We start from the raw sequence: 19,134 nt of genomic DNA on the forward strand, positions 1-19,134 counted from the left end.
GGTTCTGGTGGTTGTGAAAACACTTTATGTTCATAGTAATCTGTCAAAATACAAACACCCCAACTTTTCTTATGTACATCTATGCCCACGTAAATACTCTCATTAGAATAATCTACTTTTTTTGTAATTTGTATATCTTTCATATCAGATGGTATTATTTAAGTTAATTTTGCACTAACAAATTAATAATACCTCCTGGTTTTAGAATGACACTTTAAACATACAAACTCGATTTAATTCTTTTTAGAAAAATAATATTAAAGAAATGATTTTCAAGTGTTTGTCATTTCGACAGAGCGAAGTATGAGCGACGAGAAATCTCATAAGGATGGGATTCCCCCTCAATAGCTACGCTATATACGTTCAAGTAAAATATATTTTACCCTCCGTAGCATTCGGAATGACATAGTTTCTTTATTAAAATAATTAAAAAGCTGATTATCAGGTTTTAATATATCGAGCTCACGTTAATTTATACAGTTTTTCAAGGCTACTTATCGCCTTGATCGTCTAGGTTTAAATGCGCCAGAATCATCAGAACGTCTTGGTTTTGAGGCACCTTCAGAGCGACGTCTTTCACTTCTGTTTCCAGAATTAGATTTTCTGTCGTCACGTCTTCCGCCACCACCTTTTCTATCATCACGTCTTCTGCCTCGATTTCTGTCGTTACGTCTTCCACCACCACGGTTTTCAGATACTTCAACATTTACAAAACGACCTTCGTGTTTAAAATCGGTAAAGAAAGCTAATACTTTTTCTTTTAATTCATTTTCAGTATTAAAAAAGGAGAAGCTGTCTTTTACTTCAACTTTAAAAACATCATCTCTACCTAGCTGTAACTGCTCTTTTAAGAAGTCTTTTAACTTCATCCAGTCAAAACCGTCTTTACTACCAACATTAATGAAGTAACGTGTGGAATTTGATTTGCCTCCAAAATCACGTCCGCTGTCTCTATCACGACCACCATCATCAGAAACATTTAAGTTTTTAGATTTTTGATAATAATTATAGAAACGTGTGAATTCAACTGAAAAGAATTTTTTAATCAATTCATCTTTGGTTGAATCTTCAAATAATTCGTTAATATTTGATAAATGCTTATCAATTTCATGATTGACCTCTGTGTTATGTATTTTATTTGCAAGAGACATTAATTGTACTTCACAAATTTCCGCTCCATCTGGAATATCCTTTTTCTCGAATTGACGTTTAATAATACGTTCAATGCTTTTTATTTTACGTACCTCACTTTTAGAAACAATCACCATAGAAACCCCTGTTTTCCCCGCACGACCAGTACGTCCAGAACGGTGGGTATACGTTTCGATTTCGTCAGGTAATTGGTAGTTTATGACATGGGTTATATCGTCAACATCAATACCTCGTGCAGCTACATCTGTAGCTACTAGTGTTTGTATTTGTTTATTTCTAAACGATTTCATTACCAAATCACGTTGGTTTTGACTTAAATCGCCATGTAAAGCGCCAGCACTATATCCATCTTCAATAAGTTGTTCTGCTACTTTTTGGGTATCACGTTTCGTTCTACAAAATACTACCGAGAAAATATCTGGGTTGGCATCCGATAATCGTTTTAAAGCTTGGTAACGATCTCTGGCATTTACTAAATAATATTCGTGTGATACATTGCTTGTACTTTCATTTTTATTTCCAACAGTAATTTCCCGTGGAGCATTCATGAATTTTTTAGCAATAGTCGCTACTTCTCTTGGCATCGTTGCAGAAAATAACCACGTGTTTTTTTCTTCAGGAGTATGTGAAAGTATATCAGTAATATCTTCCTTAAAACCCATATTCAGCATCTCATCGGCTTCATCTAAAACAGAATATTGTATTTTAGAAATGTCAACCATACGTCTGCTAATCATATCCTTCATACGTCCAGGAGTTGCCACAATAATTTGCGCGCCTCTTTTTACGTCTCTAGCTTGATCTGTAATACTAGACCCACCATAAATAGCAACCACGTTAAGACCTTTACAGTACTTACCGTATTGTTTCATTTCGTTGGCAATCTGTAAACAAAGTTCTCTAGTAGGTGATAAAATTAAACCTTGAGTTGTTCTACTATTTACATCAATTTTTTCAAGCATCGGAAACCCAAAAGCAGCTGTTTTACCAGTCCCTGTTTGGGCTAATGCTACTAAATCTGTTTCAGATTCTAATAAAATTGGGATTGCTTTTTCTTGTACCTCACTTGGTTTGATAAAACCTAAATCTGTAATTGCGTGTAATAGGTCGTCATTAAGACCTAATTCTTGGAATGTGCTCATTCTTGTATAAGTATTCGATTATGTTATGTAGTGTTACATAAAGAAGCGAATCGACATACTTAACCTTAAACTTCTAATAACACACCCTCTCTCTGAGGAATTTAACTCACTTTCTGAGTTTCAAGCGGCAAAGATACATTATTTTTATTTGTTATTCTCGCGAAAGGTGGAATCTTATTAATTGAAGTGTTTAAGCTTTTGTTTTGGGCGTTTTAACACGCTTTTAAAATGTCATTGCGAAGGAGGTACGACTGTGGCAATCTGTTTAATTCTAGTTATAGGTGCTATCAAGTTTTAAAAAGGATTTCAAACACGCCGTTCAATCGTTAACGCGGATTTTGGCTAATGTCATTGCTAGGAGATACGACGTGGCAATCTGTAAATTATATATAAATAAGTTATGTCAAAATACGACACGATTCATATATCACATAATCTAGAAAACTTTCATTATTTATGATGTGATTTCTCCTATCGTCGAAATGATTTTAGGATTTAATCTATTTCCTCAAATTACTAATACGCTCCAGTAATGTAGGATGCGAATAATGCATAAAAACATAGGCGGGATGTGGTGTTAAATTACTCAAGCTGTTTTTAGAAAGTTTCTTTAGCGATGTAATTAAAGGTTCTCCTTTATACGTGTTTTTTGCATAGTCATCTGCCTGGTATTCAAATTTTCTGGAAAATACATTCATAATTAAACCTGTAATTTCAGAAATAGGGGAGTATAGTAACCCGAAAGCAATAAGCCCAATATGAAAACTTGGTGTTTCAACTCCTAAAGCGTTCGATAATAACGGATTTGAAATAAAGAGCGACAAAATAAATAATGTTAAACCAGTCAATAAAATAGAGGCAACCAGATTAAAAATAATATGCTTCTTTTTATAATGCCCAACTTCGTGTGCTAATACAGCAACAATTTCATCATCATCTAAATCATTAATTAAAGTATCATATAGCGTTACCCGTTTTTCACTACCAAATCCAGAGAAATAGGCATTTGCTTTTGTGCTACGTTTAGAGCCATCAATTACAAATATTTTATCCAATTTAAAACCAACAGTTTGTGCATATTCAGAGATTTTCTCTCGCAAGCTTCCAGCTTCTAAAGGAGTTTGTTTATTAAACAAGGGCACAATAAGTTTTGAGTAAAACATATTCATAAACAAAGTAAATACGGCCACTAATCCCCAGGCGTAAAGCCAAAAATGATTACCAGTAACTTGATAAAACCAAATAATAAGTGCTAAAATACCGCCACCAACAATAGCCATCATCAACCAGCCTTTTATTTTATCAAGAATAAATGTTTTAACAGTTGTTTTATTAAATCCGAATTTTTCTTCAATAACAAAGGTGCTGTAATAAGAGAAAGGTGTAGACACAATATCACTACCAATCATAATAATTCCAAAGAAAATGAGTGCAATAATAATGGGGTTTTCGCTATAGTCCCTTGCGATATTATCAACAAATTCAAAACCATCAAAAAGTAAAAAACCTAAAGTTAAAAGAATAGAAAATGTTGACGTTAAAATTCCAAATTTATAATTAGTGGCTTTATAATTTTGAGATTTCTTATACTCATCAGCATCATAAACATCCTGTAAATCTTTTGGAAGTGTATCATTATAATGTTTTGCATTTAAAGCATCTAAGATTTTATCAACTAAAAAGTTAATTATAAGTATAGCAATGATGATGTAAAATAAAGTTGTAGATGTCATATATAATTTAAATTTCAATATGTTAAGCTCCAAAACCCAAAAGTATTTAATTGAGTTTTGTTATTCATATTTTGGGGTGTTGTGAGATTTTCAAAGAAAATTCCTCTGTCTTTTCGCTTCAAAAATAAGGATTCCCGCAGCAACAGACACATTCATAGAGTCTATTTCACCTTGCATGGGGATAATAATGTTTTGAGTCGAACTTTCTAGCCATTCATTACTTAATCCAGTTGCTTCTGTTCCAACAACCATAGCAGTTGGTTTGGTGAAATCTTGAGTATGATAATTTACCGATGCTTGTAAAGCTGCACAGTAAATATTAATTTTGTTTTCTTTTAAAAAGTCAATAATTTCAGAAGTGCTACCAGTTGCAATTTGATTTGTAAACACACAGCCCACGCTAGATCGGATAATATTTGGGTTGTATAAATCTGTTTTTGGATTAGCGATTATAACAGCATCAGCATTGGCAGCATCAGCAGTTCTTAAAATAGCGCCAATATTTCCAGGTTTTTCAGGAGCTTCAGCAACTAGAATTAAAGGGTTTTTGGTGTTGAATTTTAAATTAGTTATGCTATGACTTTTACTTTTAGCAACAGCTAGAACACCTTCAGTTGTATCTCGATAGGCTAATTTTTGATACACCTCTTTTGAGATTTCAATAACACTTATTTGTTTGGTAGATAATTCGCTTAGTTTTTCTTCCGAAAATAATTCTGGAAAAAACAAGATAGTTACAATCTCATAATGGCCTTTTATGGCGAGTGAAATTTCACGTTCTCCTTCTATTAAAAACAATTCTGTTTTTCTACGTTCTCGTGACTTATCCTTTAATTGAGTAAGTTGTCGAATAAATTGATTTTGAGTACTAGTTATTAACGTGGTAGGCAATTTATTTAATAGTTTTGTTTTAGCAAATTTACTACAATTATGAAACAAGTATTACTATTCTTTCTTTTCATTTGTTTTTCTTTTTTTGTTAATGCTCAAGTACAAGGGCCACCGCCACCATGTGGAATTACTCCAGTTTATGTGTGTGATGATAACAATGATGGTTTTGAGGAACTTAATTTGAGGGAATTATTTCCATTTTCTTCATTTTGTGCGGCAAATCAAGGAGAAGTTGAAAGTGATTATCATGCCATTTCTTATTATGAGACTCAGGATGATATGATCAATCAAATAAATGCTATTGCAAACCCCGAATCATATACTAATATTTCTAATCCACAAATTATTTATTTTAGAGCAAATGCTATAAACCCTGGAGGTACTTTCGAATTCCTTTCATCATCAGACGATTTTGTAGAAATTAAAAGGGTATTGACTAATAGCCCCGAATTAGTAGTCTACGATGCTGGTTCTGGAGGTTTGTCTACTTTTGATTTAACATCTGCAAATATATTTTGTGGGTCAAATGATAAAAATGATTATACTTTAACTTATCATGTATCAGAAAGTGATGCAGATGCTGGAACTAATTCTATAGTAAATCCTTCAGCCTTTTCAAATACTGGAAATCCGCAAATAATTTATGTAAGAGCAGTGCATAATACATCTGCCTATGTAGTGACTACTTCTTTTAAAATAAGGGTTTGGTTTACTCAGGCTAACAATCCAGGTGATATTTATATTTGTGATGAAGATTATGATGGTTTAATTGAGTATAATTTGACTAGTTTGAATGCTGCTATTTTAGGAAATCAAAGTTCAGATAATTTTTCAGTTTCTTATTATTTATCACAAGCTGATGCGGAAGCCAGTGAAAATCAATTGCCTGAGTTTTATATTATTTCAAACTCTGAAATAATATATGCAAGGGTAGATGAAAGTATTGGAGGGACATATTCAATAACTTCATTTAGTTTTCTCATTTTTATTCCGCCATTAGTAAGCCCTTTAGAGCCTTATGAAATTTGTGACGATGAAAGTGGAGATGGCGTGGAAGTATTTGATTTAAATACGATTATAAATCAAATTAATAGTGGAGGAACTGTGTATGATATCTCTTTTTATACAGAAGAGGGTGATGAATATGGTAGTGGTATAGAAGGGAATTATACTAATATTACTAATCCTCAAACTATATATGTCGATGTTGAAGATATGGAAGGGTTTGGGTGTTTTACTATTTTAGAATTACAATTAACCGTTCAGGATTGTTCAACTAAAGGCGTTATAAAAGTTAATGCATTTTATGATGCTAATGGTGATACCGTTTTTGATAACGAAGAAATAAACTTTTTAAACGGAGCTCTAACCTACGAGAAAAATAATAATGGCGTTCAACATGTTCTATATTCGTCTAATGGTATATTCAATATTATAAGTGATGATGAAAATAATACGTATGATATTAGTTATAATATATTTACAGAATATGATGCTTGCTATGATATTACTACGGTATCGTACGATGATATAAGTGTTTTAAATGGAAGTACAGCTAATTACGACTTTCCTATTACTAAAGTACAAGAATGTGGAGATATAGCTGTTTATTTAGCCTCTTATGCACCTCCAAGACCTGGGTTTGATTATTATAATCGTTTAATAATCAAAAATAAAGGTTTGGAAACAGTGTCTTCGGGTACAATTGAATTTGTACATGATCCATTAGTAACATTTAATGGGGTTACTAATTTTAATTCAGGGTATAGTGTAAACAATACAGCGAGTGGTTTTACTTTAGATTTTGTCGATTTAAAGCCTAATGAACAACAAGCAGTTACAGTCAGTATGAATGTTCCTATACCTACGAGTTTAGGAACTTTATTGACAAACACAGCGACATTTTCAGTTACAGATTTGTCAACTGAAAATAACACGTCTATATTATCAGAAACGGTAATAGGATCGTACGATCCAAACGATATTGCAGAGTCCCATGGCCCAGAGATTCTTTATGACGAGTTTGGGAATAATGATTATTTATATTACACCGTTAGATTTCAAAACGTTGGAACTGCTGATGCTATAAATGTATCTATTGATAATGCATTGAATGCGAAATTAGATAAGTCGACCATTCAAATGCTGAGCGCAAGTCATAATTATGTTTTTACAAGAATAGATAGCCAATTAAATTGGAAATTTGATAATATTCATTTGCCAAGTGAGGATATGGACGAGCCTAATAGTCATGGTTATGTCTATTATAAAATAAAACCCTTAGCTGGTTATCGTGTTGGAGATATTATATCGAATACAGCTGAAATTTATTTTGATTTTAATCCAGCCGTTATAACCAATACATTTAATACAGAATTCACCACTACATTAAGCAATAAAAAGTTTAGCAAGTTTAATGTGTCAATTTCACCTAACCCTGCAACAGATATTGTTGAATTAAAGTTTGATAAAAATATTAGTGATAAAATAAATGTAAGTATTTATAATATTCAGGGAAAATTGATATTAAATTCAATAAAGGCATTACAAGGTAATATTGCACAAATAAATGTATCATCCTTAAAAAGAGGTATGTACTTTTTAAAGATAAATAATAATATTAATGATGTTACACAAAAATTGATTGTTAAATAATATATAGTTTTAACCTTTAGTTATTAAATGAGGCTTCAGATTTAGTCTGAAGCTTTTTTTGTTGTAAAGAAGTACTTTTGTAATCGACAAAAAGAATCAACCAATTCAAAATATAAAAATGAAAAATATACTTTTTTTAGCGATCATAGTTTTATTTGTATCCTGTAAAAAGAATTCAGGTACTAAAGAGACTATAAACTATTCTGAAGAGAATCTGGATGTAACCACAAGTATTTATCCAAAAAATATATCAAAAGTGTTTAAAGCCCACGGTGGATTGGATACATGGAATAAAATGCAGGGTCTGGTATTTGAAATAGAACACCCAGAAGGTAATGAAAAGACAACAACAGCTTTAAAAAGTAGGGAGTCGTTAATTGAAACAGAAACCTTTAAAATTGGTTTTGATGGTGATAATGTATGGCTAAAACAAGAAGACTCATTAGCATATAAAGGGAATGCCAGATTTTATTATAATTTGATGTTTTATTTTTATGCCATGCCTTTTATATTGGCTGATGATGGAATAATTTATGATGAAGTAGAAGCTTTAGTATTTGAAGGTAAATCATATCCAGGAATTAAGGTTTCTTATGAAAGTGGAATAGGGGAGTCTTCAGAAGATGAATATGTTTTGTACTATGATCCTGAGACTAATAAAATGACATGGTTAAGCTATACGGTTACTTATTTTTCAAAAGAAAAAAGTAAGGATTTTAGATATATAAATTATAGTGATTGGCAAACTATTGACGGGTTATTATTACCAAAGACTTTAACCTGGTATAATTATGAAAATAATGTGCCCACAACGAAGAAAAATGATATGAAGTTTACAAACATTAAACTTTCTACCGACAAACCAAATAAAGATCTTTTTAAAGTTCCGGAAGGTGCAACGCTTGTAGAATAATCTACAGGCTTTCAGTTTCAAAATAATTAACTAATAGAGCAACTACATAGCTGTAGCTTTTCATACCCTTATTTTGATTATTTGCTTTTAAAAAATTGCCATAAAATAATTTAAATAAAGGCTCGGTAGGGTTTTCATGGGCATCCCAAAACTCACGAATTTCTCTATAGTTTTTCAAAATACCTTTATTAACATCTGCAACCATGTCTTCATATATGCATGGGTCGCGTCTGTAAATTTCATTCAAGCAAAAGCGTAAACCAAAGGTGTAGCCTGTGTATCTAAAATACACATCATCATGGCTTATAGCAGCCATACACCCTATAAAATTAGCTTCATTTTCGGCAGCATATCCTAACTGATGTGCAATTTCATGAGATGCTGTAGTAGGTACTTTATAGACTGGAATTAACCCATTAACCTGAGCTTCATTGGTAAAAGGGTTTAAGTAGCCACTAAACCCCATATAGGTTAAGGGGTAACTGTATAATGACTTTTTTACACTTTTTGGGACATATTCCAAATAAGGAAATACCTGTTTTAAATTTTCATAACCCACAGGAGTCATCTTTAATACTTCACTTTTGCTATAAGGCAGGTCAACTTTAATCGTATCATTTTTAGCAATTTTTAAATGAAGTACATTTGATTTTTTGATCAATTTTTCAGTCACAAAAATTAATTGCTCAGTAGTATAGTCATTAGCAATATCCAAACTCTTATGTAGTGGTAATCGGTAATAGTTAAACCCCCAAAATAAGTGGAATACAAAGTACATAATTGCTATGGCCGAAAACACGTCAACAAACCATTGTTTCGTGTTTTTTATTAATTGTTTTCTGTTTTTATAAAACCAACGAACGATGTAAATAATGGAAAGCGTATAAATAAAATCTCCAAATGAAAAAGGTAACCAACCTAAAGTATATCTGAAGATTTTCGAAATAAAAGGATAAAATCCATTACTGTAAAATTGCTCTACAAGTTCGGGATACTTAGATACCCATTTTATTAATACATATTGCGGAATTAACGACAACGCTAATAAGGTCTTTTTCTTCTTCAGCATCTACCAAAAGTAATAAAAATTAGTACCCAATAACAGTTGTTTTTTCAATTAAGAGTTTTAGTTAATGTCGAAGCAATTTTGCTACCTTTGCAAAACTTTATAAATAATACTATGAGCACTGAGATAAGACAACTTCAACCACAACAACTTTGGAATAGGTTTGCAGATTTAAACGCTGTACCAAGAGGATCAAAAAAAGAAGAACGCGTTATAGCTTTCATGAAAAATTTTGGTGAAAATCTTGGTTTAGAAACCATTGAGGATGAAGTAGGTAATGTTATTATCAAAAAGCCAGCAACTCCAGGAATGGAAAATAGGATGACTGTAGTCATGCAATCGCATTTAGATATGGTTCACCAGAAAAATGGAGATACTAATTTTGATTTTGACACTCAGGGCATAGACATGTATATTGATGGTGATTGGGTTCGTGCAAAAGGAACAACTTTAGGGGCCGATAATGGTTTAGGAGTTGCTACCATTATGGCTGTTTTAGAAAGTAAAGATATTCCGCATCCAGCTATTGAGGCGTTGTTTACTATTGATGAAGAAACTGGTATGACAGGAGCTATGGGCTTAAAAGGCGGATTACTTTCTGGTGGTATCCTTTTAAATTTAGATACGGAAGAAGACGATGAAATAGGTGTTGGTTGTGCTGGAGGTATTGATGTTACAGCAAAGAGAACCTATAACGAAGAAGAAACACCAGAATTTAAAATAGGATATAAAATTACAGTTAAAGGATTACAAGGAGGACATTCGGGGATGCAAATTCACGAAGGTTTAGGGAATGCCAATAAACTTATGAATCGTGTCTTGTTTGATGGTTTTGAAAACTACGGATTACGAATTTCTGAAATTGATGGAGGTAGTTTGCGTAACGCAATTCCTAGAGAAAGTAATGCCATAGTTGCTATTGATGCAGTGCATGAAGATGCTTTTTTATTAGAAATAGCTTTGATTTCTAATACTATTAAGAAAGAGTTAAAAACGATGGAGCCGGATTTAGAAATTACAATTTCTAAAGCGGAAACACCAGCAAAAATTATGGATTTAGGAGTTCAAGAAGGCTTGACCAGAGCTTTATATGCTGCTTATAATGGTGTTTACAGAATGAGTGCTGATATTCCGGAATTGGTAGAAACATCAAATAATATCGCTAGAGTCGTGGTTAAAGATGGAACTATTCATATAGGTTGTTTAACACGTTCATCTGTTGAAAGTTCTAAAATGGATCTGGCAAATACGTTACGTGCAACTTTTGAACTAACTGGATGTGAAGTTGAATTTTCTGGAGATTATCCTGGATGGACACCAAATATGGATTCTGCCATCTTAAAAGTAATGACGAAATTATATGAAGATTTAAATGGAGAAAAACCACATGTAGCTGCATGCCATGCAGGATTAGAATGTGGTATTCTGGGAACAAACTATCCAGATATGGATATGATTAGTTTTGGTCCGAATATAAAAGGTGCGCACTCACCAGATGAACGTGTCCAAATTTCTTCAGTACAAAAGTATTGGAACTTTGTTTTGGAGATTTTGAAAGAGATACCGGTTAAATAGTATTATCGTATACGTCATTACGAGGAAAGAGGCACGAATGACGAAGTAACCTTTTGAATAACGGTTAATAAATAGACCTGCCACATTGTTCCTCCTCGCAGTGACGAAGCCTATCATGTTTTTTGTATGAAAAAATCATTTGTCTATTTTATGACTAATAAAAATAACACAGTTATTTATGTTGGTGTGACAAGTGATTTGTTAAAAAGAGTATATCAACATAAAACAAAAGCATATAAAGGATTTACTTATAAGTATAATTGTGATAAATTAATATACTTCGAAGAGTTTAACGATATTAATCAAGCCATTGTAAGGGAAAAGCAAATAAAGGGAGGAAATAGAAAAAGAAAGGAATACTTAATACATTCCATAAACCCAGAATGGAATGATTTGTCTGATGGGTGGTTGTTTTATTTTGACTAATGCTGCGTCATTACGAGGAAGAGGTACGAATGACGAAGTGATCTTTTGAATAACAGTTAATAAATAATAAATAGACTGCCACGTCGTTCCTCCTCGCAGTGACTACAAATTGTTTAGTCTTCTTTATCAGGAACAGGGTCGTATCCGCTTCCTCCCCAAGGGTGGCAACTGAAAATACGTTTTATAGCTAACCAGCCACCTTTAAACAAACCATGTTTTTGTAAAGCTTCTTTAGTATAGTGTGAGCAGGTGGGGTGAAATCTACAGGTAGCAGGTGTTAATGGAGATATAAGCGTTTGATACACTTTTATCAATAATAAAAACGGTGCAATGAGTAGTTTTTTTAGCATATTCTATTCCCGCTAAGGCGGGAATCTTATTAATTGAATTTCAAAGCATGAGATTCCTGCTTGCTCAGGAATTTAATTAGTCGAAAAAGTCGTGCCGTCTTTACCATCTTTAAGTTGAATACCAACTTCTGCCAGTTCGTCACGGATTTTATCAGACAAAGCAAAGTCTTTATTTGCTCTAGCTTCTTGTCTTAGTTTTATTAAAATATCTACGGCTCCAGATAGTTTATCAGTTCCAGAATCACTCTTAGCAGCATTTTCAAGACCTAGCACATCGAAAACAAAGCTGTTAATAGTAGCCTTAAACGTGTTTAAATCTTCTGCAGATAAGGTTTCGGAACCTTCTTTTATTTGATTGATATATTTTGCAGCCTCAAATAAATGAGCAATTAAAATAGGTGAATTAAAATCATCATTCATGGCATCATAACATGTCTGTTTCCATGAATTAACATCAATAGATGATGTTTTAGAAGGTTTTAATTCATCTAAAAGGTTAACGGCATCCATCAATCTGTAGAATCCTTTTTCACTAGCTAATAAACCATCATCAGTTAAATCTAAAACACTTCTGTAAGATGATTGTGCATTAAAAAATCTAATAACACTAGGGCTATAAGCCTTACTAAAAAATTTGTTGTTTCCAGATAATAGCTCGTCAGGATTCACTGTATTTCCTGTAGTTTTAGACATTCGTTGTCCGTTAAGCTCTAGCATATTGGCATGCATCCAATAATTAACTGGAGACTTTCCTTTGGCCGCTTCATTTTGAGCAATTTCACATTCATGATGTGGAAATTTTAAATCCATTCCACCACCGTGAATATCAAATTGTTCACCTAAATATTTGGTACTCATGGCTGTACATTCTAAATGCCATCCTGGGAAACCGTCACTCCAGGGAGACGGCCAACGCATGATATGTTGTGGTTCTGCTTTTTTCCAAAGTGCAAAGTCTTGTGGATTCTTTTTATCACTTTGACCATCCAATTCGCGGGTATTATGAATTAAATCTTCAAGTTTACGCTTACTTAATTTCCCGTAATCATTAGTTTCGTTGAATTTGTGAACATCAAAATAAACAGAACCATTTACCTCATATGCAAAACCGTTATCAATAATATTTGATATTAATTCGATTTGTTCAATAATATGACCTGTAGCAGTAGGTTCTATACTGGGCGGTAAAAAATTAAGTGTATTAAGAATGTTATGAAAATCAACGGTATAGCGTTGCACAACTTCCATAGGTTCAATTTGTTCTAAACGTGCTTTTTTGGTGATTTTATCTTCACCTGCATCAGCATCATTTTCTAAATGACCAGCATCGGTAATGTTTCTAACATAACGCACTTTGTAGCCTAAATGTTTTAGATATCTAAAAACCATGTCAAAAGACATAAAAGTTCTAACATTACCTAAATGTACATTGCTGTAAACGGTTGGACCACAGACATACATGCCTACATAACCTTCGTTAATGGGTTTGAATATTTCTTTTTTACCTGTAAGTGAATTGTATAATTTTATTTGTTGATGATTGTAAAGCTGCATTGATTTTTAATGTTAAGATGTTTGTTGTTGAGTTGTTAAGCGTTTAGAAAATGATTTCTTAGTGCGTTAATTTTATTTGTAATTGATTCAACTTCTAATCTAATGCTTTTATAATTTTCTTCAGAAATAAATTGTAATTCTTTTGAAATGATAGCTTGATTTAATAGTTCTAGAGTAGAGCTATATGCTATGGTCATAAAATGTGCTTTATCCTTATTTGTTAATCTTGCAGTTCCTTCTGCTATGTTAGAAGAAACGGATACAGAACTTCTTCTCATCTGGGAAATTAGACCAAATTCCTCTTCTTTAGGAAACGATTTAGTATAGTTATAAGTATTTACAGCAAGCTTAATCGCTTCTTTCCAAACTTCTAATTTTTCAAATGAATAAATATGCATAATTTTTTTTGGTAAAACTTTAACAACTTAACGTCTTAACAACAAACATTAAAACTTTGTATCTAATTTTATGTAATCTAAAAATTCTCTACGAGTTGCTTCTTCTTTAAATTTCCCCCCAAACTCTGAAGTTACTGTACTGCTCTCAATGTCTCTGATACCTCGCGAATTAACGCATAAATGTTTGGCATCTATAACACAGGCAACATCTTGTGTTTTTAAAACTTCCTGAAGTTCTTTAACGACTTGAATAGTAAGACGTTCTTGTACTTGCGGACGTTTGGCAAAATAATCTACAATACGATTCATTTTAGATAAGCCAACAACAGTTCCGTTAGAAATGTAAGCTATATGAGCTTTTCCAACGATAGGTAGTAAGTGGTGTTCACAGGTTGAATAAACAGTGATATTTTTTTCAACCAGCATCTCTCCGTATTTGTATTTGTTTTCAAATGTGGAAGCATTTGGCTTTTTCTTTGGGTTTAGTCCTCCAAAAATTTCTTTAACGAACATTTTAGCGACACGGTTAGGTGTGCCATTTAAGCTGTCGTCTGTTAAGTCAAGACCTAAAGTTTCCATTATATGGCGCACATCATCTTTAATAATGTCTATTTTTTCTTCATTAGAAAGCTTAAAGGCATCATTTCGCAGTGGTGTGTTTGAAGAAGTTCCTATATGATCATCTCCTAAAGATTCAAATTCTTCTATGTTATTTTCAATTTTCATTAGCTAAAAAGTGATGTTTTTAGTCTGCAAATATAAGTAAAACACTTTTGTTATGTTTTGTATTAACAAACAATTATACAAGAGGGTTTGTCTGTAATTTAGGTTATAAATTACATTTAAATTAAAAAAGCCTGAACTTTTTACAGGTCAGACTTTTTAATAATAAATCTTGTTTTATTTTAAATATTGAAACTTAAGGATAACGTTATGTTAGAATTTGTTCGATCTACTTCTGCTGATGCAGGTCTGTCAAATCTTAAATTATAAAAACTGTTTACAGATGAACGTTCAGATTGATCATAAGTAATATCTAATTTTGTGTTACCAAAATTGTAACCAATTCCTAAAGAATATCCTGTTAAATCACCAATAGTAATGCCATCTGCATAAGGACTCTCTTCAAAACGATATCCGCCTCTGAAACTGAATTGTTTATATTTATACTCACCACCAAGTCTATAGGTTGAAGCATCTGTAAGTATGTTACTTATATTATTGTTCAGATCTATATAATCAGATGTTGGTCTAAATTTTGTCTGACTATAATCTTTACGGGAATAATCAAAACTAATTAACCCTTGTTTACCAAAAACATAAGCTAAGCTTCCTGTTAATTTTGAAGGTGTTTGTAGTTTGTATTGCGGATGAACATTTATTACATTGGGGTTTATAACTTGCACCTCTGGACCGCTTCCTTCGTCTCTTACAGTAGACAGATATTGTGTCGATTCTTCTTCAATGGTATACCAGGTAGGTGAATCATAAGTAACACCAACTCTAAATTCATTCGACAACTTTAATATACCCCCTAATTGGAAAGAAAAACCGCTACCAGTCGTTGATAAACCATTTTCAAATTCTACACTGTTTACAATAGATCCAGTATTTGAATTGTCCTCAAATAATAAGGTAGAGCGTTCATAATCAATAAAATGAGAATTTAAATTCAACCCTAAATACAAATTGTCTTCATATTGAGTGGCCATATTAAATGTTACTTTGCCATTATATCCTGTTGATGTATAGATATAATCATGATTAAAATTTCCAGGAGCTATATTGGATATGTAACTTGTATTGTCATCATTGTTATTATCATCAGGCTCTAAAATAAAAGACCAATAACCTAAAAAGGCTTGTTGATGACTAAACCCTAATTGCGGGGCATTACCAATATCGATATATGCGTCTGTGAAGGACTCACCATCTCGAAGTAGAATATCACCTAATCTTACAGCGTTATCAGGGTTGTTTGCATGGTCATAAAAATAACTTGCAATGGAGTTGTTAAAATTAGGGTCATTATCAGTATTTACACCGCTTGCTCTCCAATTATTATCATGATCATTCGTCCTTTCGTAAGCAATCGCAATTGTGAATTTTCGCCAAGGAGAATTAGTATTAGAAGCAAATACAAAAGCGGCACCGCCTTGATTAATATCAAAATTAGATTCGCTAGAATTGTTTACACCATTAAAATATTGAGTGTTGTTTTCTATTTCTTTACTTGATAAGGAAAAAGAAGCATGACTTCTACTAAAAACAGCAGAGCCAGCAGGGTTCAAACTAACAGCACTCATATCGCCACCTAAAGCACCAAAAGCACCACTCAATGCTCTAAAACGAGCAGACCCTTGTATTTCATCTTGAGAAAATCTTATAGCATCACTGATATCTTGAGCATAAATTGTAGACATAGATAGAATACCTATGAATAGTAAATGTAACTTTTTCATATAGTTGTATTTTTTCTTTTTAAAATTTTAACGACGTCTTCCTCCTCCTGAAGATCTAGAGCTTCCACTACCTGAGCTACGACTACTAGATGATGATCTAGATACCGAACCAGAACTGGATCTAGAGCTTCTACTAGGTGAGTATCCCGAATTATTTCTTGAAGGGGAATAAGATCTTCTGGAAACACTATTATCAGATGATCTACTGGTAGTATTAGAAGGTCTATAAACAGTGCTTGAATTTCTTCTTACTGTTGAAGATGATGATCTTCTTACAGAATTTGATGAAGGTGTTCTGGAAGTTACTGTTCTTCTTTGAGAATCACTCGTATATCTGCGGGTTCCGTTAGGATTGTAGTTCCTTGTATTGTTTGATCTAGCTATAGCACTTGTACTGCTTCTTCTTGAAGTATTGTATTTGGAAGTTCTTGAAGTCGTTGCATTTCTATTTAGACTACTAACAGAGCTACGTCTAGATGTAATATTATTTCTACTTAAACCTCTGGAGTTATTGGCATAGTAACTACCTCTTCTACTAGGGTTGTATGAATAATTTCTTCCTCTGTAATATCTGTTATTTCCGTAGTAACCGTAATTTCTATAAGGTCTGTTAAAAGCCCAATAGTTACCGTAAAAGCCACCTCCATAAAAAGGAGGGCACCAGAAAGGATCATAATATCCCCAGTTATTCCATCCGTTCCATCCCCAATTATTCCATCTATTCCAACCCCAGTTGTTCCATCCCCAACCAAATCCTGCATTCCAACCCCAGTTATTCCATCCGTTGTCTACATAATTTATAGTAACATTATTACTGTCTTGTCCCCATCCTGCATACCCTTGATAATTATTAGCTATGGTATCATTCTCAACATAGTTATTTCCTTCATAAGAATCTATATCAGTGAAAATGGCATCATCAGAGAAAATATTTTCTGATTCTAACGATTTGTCTCTAAAATAATTCTTATAGTAATTGTTGTTGGAAGTATTAGGAACTTGGGCAACTGTTTGATTGTTCTGAGAAGGCTTTTCAACAATTACTTGTCTTTGTACGTTACCGTAAATACCATCGTCATCAACACCAACATATTGATAAGAACCGCATGAAACTAAAACGAGTAGCAAACCAAAAATGGCTGTAAATGTCACTTTCCCTTTTAAGTAGTTGTTAAATTGCATATCTCTAGAATTTTATTGTTGAACATAACAAAAATAGTTAGTTTTGCTTAACTATTTTTTTATTTAACAGAGTCACAATATTTGTGCCAAAAAATTGATATGAGTAAAAAACTTACTAGTAGAGCAGAAGATTATTCGAAATGGTATAACGAATTGGTTGTAAAGGCTGATCTAGCTGAGAATTCGGCAGTTAGGGGATGTATGGTTATTAAACCTTATGGGTATGCTATTTGGGAAAAAATGCAGGCAGAATTAGATAAAATGTTTAAAGAAACGGGACATCAAAATGCATATTTTCCATTATTTGTGCCTAAAAGTTTATTTGAAGCTGAAGAAAAAAATGCAGAAGGATTTGCTAAAGAATGTGCAATTGTAACCCATTACAGATTACAAAATGACCCTGATAAGAAAGGGAAATTGCGTGTTGATCCAGAAGCCAAATTAGAAGAAGAATTAATTGTGAGACCTACAAGTGAGGCCATTATTTGGAATACATATAGAGGATGGATTCAATCTTATAGAGATTTACCGCTTTTAATAAATCAATGGGCCAATGTAGTGCGTTGGGAAATGCGAACACGTTTGTTTTTACGTACCGCTGAATTTTTATGGCAGGAAGGGCATACAGCACATGAAACAAAAGCTGAAGCTTTAACAGAAGCTAAATTAATGAATAATGTTTATGCAACGTTTGTCGAAAACTTTATGGCTATCCCTGTAATACAAGGTGTGAAAACTGAGAGTGAACGTTTTGCTGGAGCTGAAGAAACTTACTGTATTGAAGCATTAATGCAAGATGGAAAAGCATTACAAGCAGGTACTTCTCATTTTCTTGGTCAGAATTTCGCAAAAGCTTTTGATGTTAAATATGCTAATAAAGAAGGTAAACAAGATTATGTTTGGGCGACCTCTTGGGGTGTTTCTACTCGATTAATGGGAGCCTTAATTATGACACATAGTGATGATAACGGATTGGTTTTGCCACCTAGCTTAGCGCCAAATCAAGTTGTTGTTGTTCCTATTTATAAGAGTGAAGAAGATTTAAACGCTATTACTGAAGTTGCAAATGGTATTTTGAGTAATTTAAGAGGTAAAAATATATCTGTAAAGTTTGATAATAGAACAACTCACAGACCAGGAGCAAAATTTGCGCAACATGAATTGCAAGGCGTTCCATTACGTATAGCTATCGGACCTAAAGATTTAGCAAATGGTACTGTGGAAATCGCCCGTAGAGATACATTGACCAAGCAAATAGTTAATTTAGAAGATTTAGCAGAAGCAGTTGAAAGCTTATTAAAAGAAATTCAAGAAGCACTATTTAATAAAGCTCTAGATTTTAGAAATGCTCACATTACAGAGGTAGACACTTTTGAAGAGTTTAAAGAAGTTTTAGAGACAAAAACTGGGTTTATTTCTGCACACTGGGATGGTACTAATGAAACAGAAGAAAAAATTAAAGAGATAACAAAGGCGACTATTCGTTGTATTCCACTAGATATGAAAGCTGTAAATGGGGTTTGTGTGTATTCTGGAAATCCTTCTAAAGGTAGAGTATTGTTTGCAAAAGCATATTAGTTTAATTTTTTTTTAAAAAAAATCATCTAGCTATTGCGACATTTAAAAATAGTTGTA

General features: G+C 32.9%; 15 protein-coding genes. 5 read left to right on the forward strand and 10 right to left on the reverse strand.

The window, feature by feature from the left end; genetic code table 11:
• Positions 1-494 precede the first annotated feature (494 nt).
• The 3 genes from EM932_RS01825 to EM932_RS01835 all read right to left on the reverse strand — a co-directional run bounded on the left by EM932_RS01825 (position 495) and on the right by EM932_RS01835 (position 4,918).
• The gene (locus EM932_RS01825) at positions 495-2,294 is read right to left on the reverse strand and encodes a DEAD/DEAH box helicase (protein ID WP_135874898.1); all 1,800 of its coding nucleotides are present in this window, start codon (positions 2,292-2,294) and stop codon (positions 495-497) included.
• Between the two features lie 500 nt (positions 2,295-2,794).
• Positions 2,795-4,027, reverse strand: a complete 1,233-nt coding sequence (locus EM932_RS01830) for a M48 family metallopeptidase (RefSeq protein ID WP_135874900.1) — start codon at positions 4,025-4,027, stop codon at positions 2,795-2,797.
• A 90-nt stretch (positions 4,028-4,117) separates the two neighbouring features.
• Positions 4,118-4,918: a TrmH family RNA methyltransferase gene (locus tag EM932_RS01835; protein WP_135874902.1), complete on the reverse strand. Its 801-nt coding sequence runs from the start codon at positions 4,916-4,918 to the stop codon at positions 4,118-4,120.
• 39 nt (positions 4,919-4,957) lie between these two features.
• Between EM932_RS01835 and EM932_RS01840 the strand changes: the two genes are divergently transcribed.
• Together EM932_RS01840 and EM932_RS01845 are read left to right on the forward strand one after the other, a co-directional pair.
• On the forward strand, positions 4,958-7,573 hold the full coding sequence (locus EM932_RS01840; RefSeq protein WP_135874904.1) for a T9SS type A sorting domain-containing protein: 2,616 nt from the start codon (positions 4,958-4,960) through the stop codon (positions 7,571-7,573).
• A gap of 118 nt (positions 7,574-7,691) precedes the next feature.
• Positions 7,692-8,486, forward strand: coding sequence for a DUF6503 family protein (locus EM932_RS01845; RefSeq protein ID WP_135874906.1), 795 nt, complete (start codon positions 7,692-7,694; stop codon positions 8,484-8,486).
• Position 8,487: 1 nt separating this feature from the next.
• On the opposite strand, the gene EM932_RS01850 is transcribed toward EM932_RS01845, so the two are convergent.
• Entirely contained in the window at positions 8,488-9,555 is a 1,068-nt protein-coding gene (locus EM932_RS01850; RefSeq protein ID WP_135874908.1) for a DUF3810 domain-containing protein, read from the reverse strand.
• Between the two features lie 111 nt (positions 9,556-9,666).
• Here EM932_RS01850 and EM932_RS01855 point away from each other — a divergent pair, with 111 nt between their 5' ends.
• Positions 9,667-11,127 carry an aminoacyl-histidine dipeptidase gene (locus EM932_RS01855; protein WP_135874910.1) on the forward strand — a complete coding sequence of 487 codons (1,461 nt, stop codon included), beginning with the start codon at positions 9,667-9,669 and terminating at the stop codon, positions 11,125-11,127.
• 126 nt (positions 11,128-11,253) lie between these two features.
• Positions 11,254-11,553 (forward strand): GIY-YIG nuclease family protein, encoded by a 300-nt coding sequence (locus EM932_RS01860; protein WP_135874912.1) that lies wholly within the window; start codon positions 11,254-11,256, stop codon positions 11,551-11,553.
• A gap of 113 nt (positions 11,554-11,666) precedes the next feature.
• On the opposite strand, the gene yidD is transcribed toward EM932_RS01860, so the two are convergent.
• The 6 genes from yidD to EM932_RS01890 form a co-directional block, all read right to left on the reverse strand.
• Complete coding sequence (gene yidD, locus EM932_RS01865) at positions 11,667-11,903, reverse strand: membrane protein insertion efficiency factor YidD (protein WP_135874914.1); 237 nt, start codon at positions 11,901-11,903, stop codon at positions 11,667-11,669.
• A gap of 72 nt (positions 11,904-11,975) precedes the next feature.
• Entirely contained in the window at positions 11,976-13,457 is a 1,482-nt protein-coding gene (gene cysS, locus EM932_RS01870) for a cysteine--tRNA ligase (protein WP_135874916.1), read from the reverse strand.
• A gap of 35 nt (positions 13,458-13,492) precedes the next feature.
• Complete coding sequence (locus tag EM932_RS01875) at positions 13,493-13,855, reverse strand: four helix bundle protein (RefSeq protein WP_135874918.1); 363 nt, start codon at positions 13,853-13,855, stop codon at positions 13,493-13,495.
• Between the two features lie 48 nt (positions 13,856-13,903).
• Positions 13,904-14,581, reverse strand: a complete 678-nt coding sequence (gene folE, locus EM932_RS01880) for a GTP cyclohydrolase I FolE (protein WP_135874920.1) — start codon at positions 14,579-14,581, stop codon at positions 13,904-13,906.
• Positions 14,582-14,760: 179 nt separating this feature from the next.
• Positions 14,761-16,317 carry an OmpP1/FadL family transporter gene (locus EM932_RS01885; protein ID WP_170179694.1) on the reverse strand — a complete coding sequence of 519 codons (1,557 nt, stop codon included), beginning with the start codon at positions 16,315-16,317 and terminating at the stop codon, positions 14,761-14,763.
• A 27-nt stretch (positions 16,318-16,344) separates the two neighbouring features.
• Positions 16,345-17,499 carry a hypothetical protein gene (locus EM932_RS01890; RefSeq protein WP_135874922.1) on the reverse strand — a complete coding sequence of 385 codons (1,155 nt, stop codon included), beginning with the start codon at positions 17,497-17,499 and terminating at the stop codon, positions 16,345-16,347.
• Positions 17,500-17,598: 99 nt separating this feature from the next.
• Here EM932_RS01890 and proS point away from each other — a divergent pair, with 99 nt between their 5' ends.
• A complete protein-coding gene (gene proS / locus EM932_RS01895) occupies positions 17,599-19,077 on the forward strand; it encodes a proline--tRNA ligase (protein WP_135874923.1) in 1,479 nt (492 codons plus the stop codon).
• Positions 19,078-19,134 lie beyond the last annotated feature (57 nt).

This window comes from Flavivirga rizhaonensis, assembly GCF_004791695.1.
GTDB lineage: Bacteria > Bacteroidota > Bacteroidia > Flavobacteriales > Flavobacteriaceae > Flavivirga > Flavivirga rizhaonensis.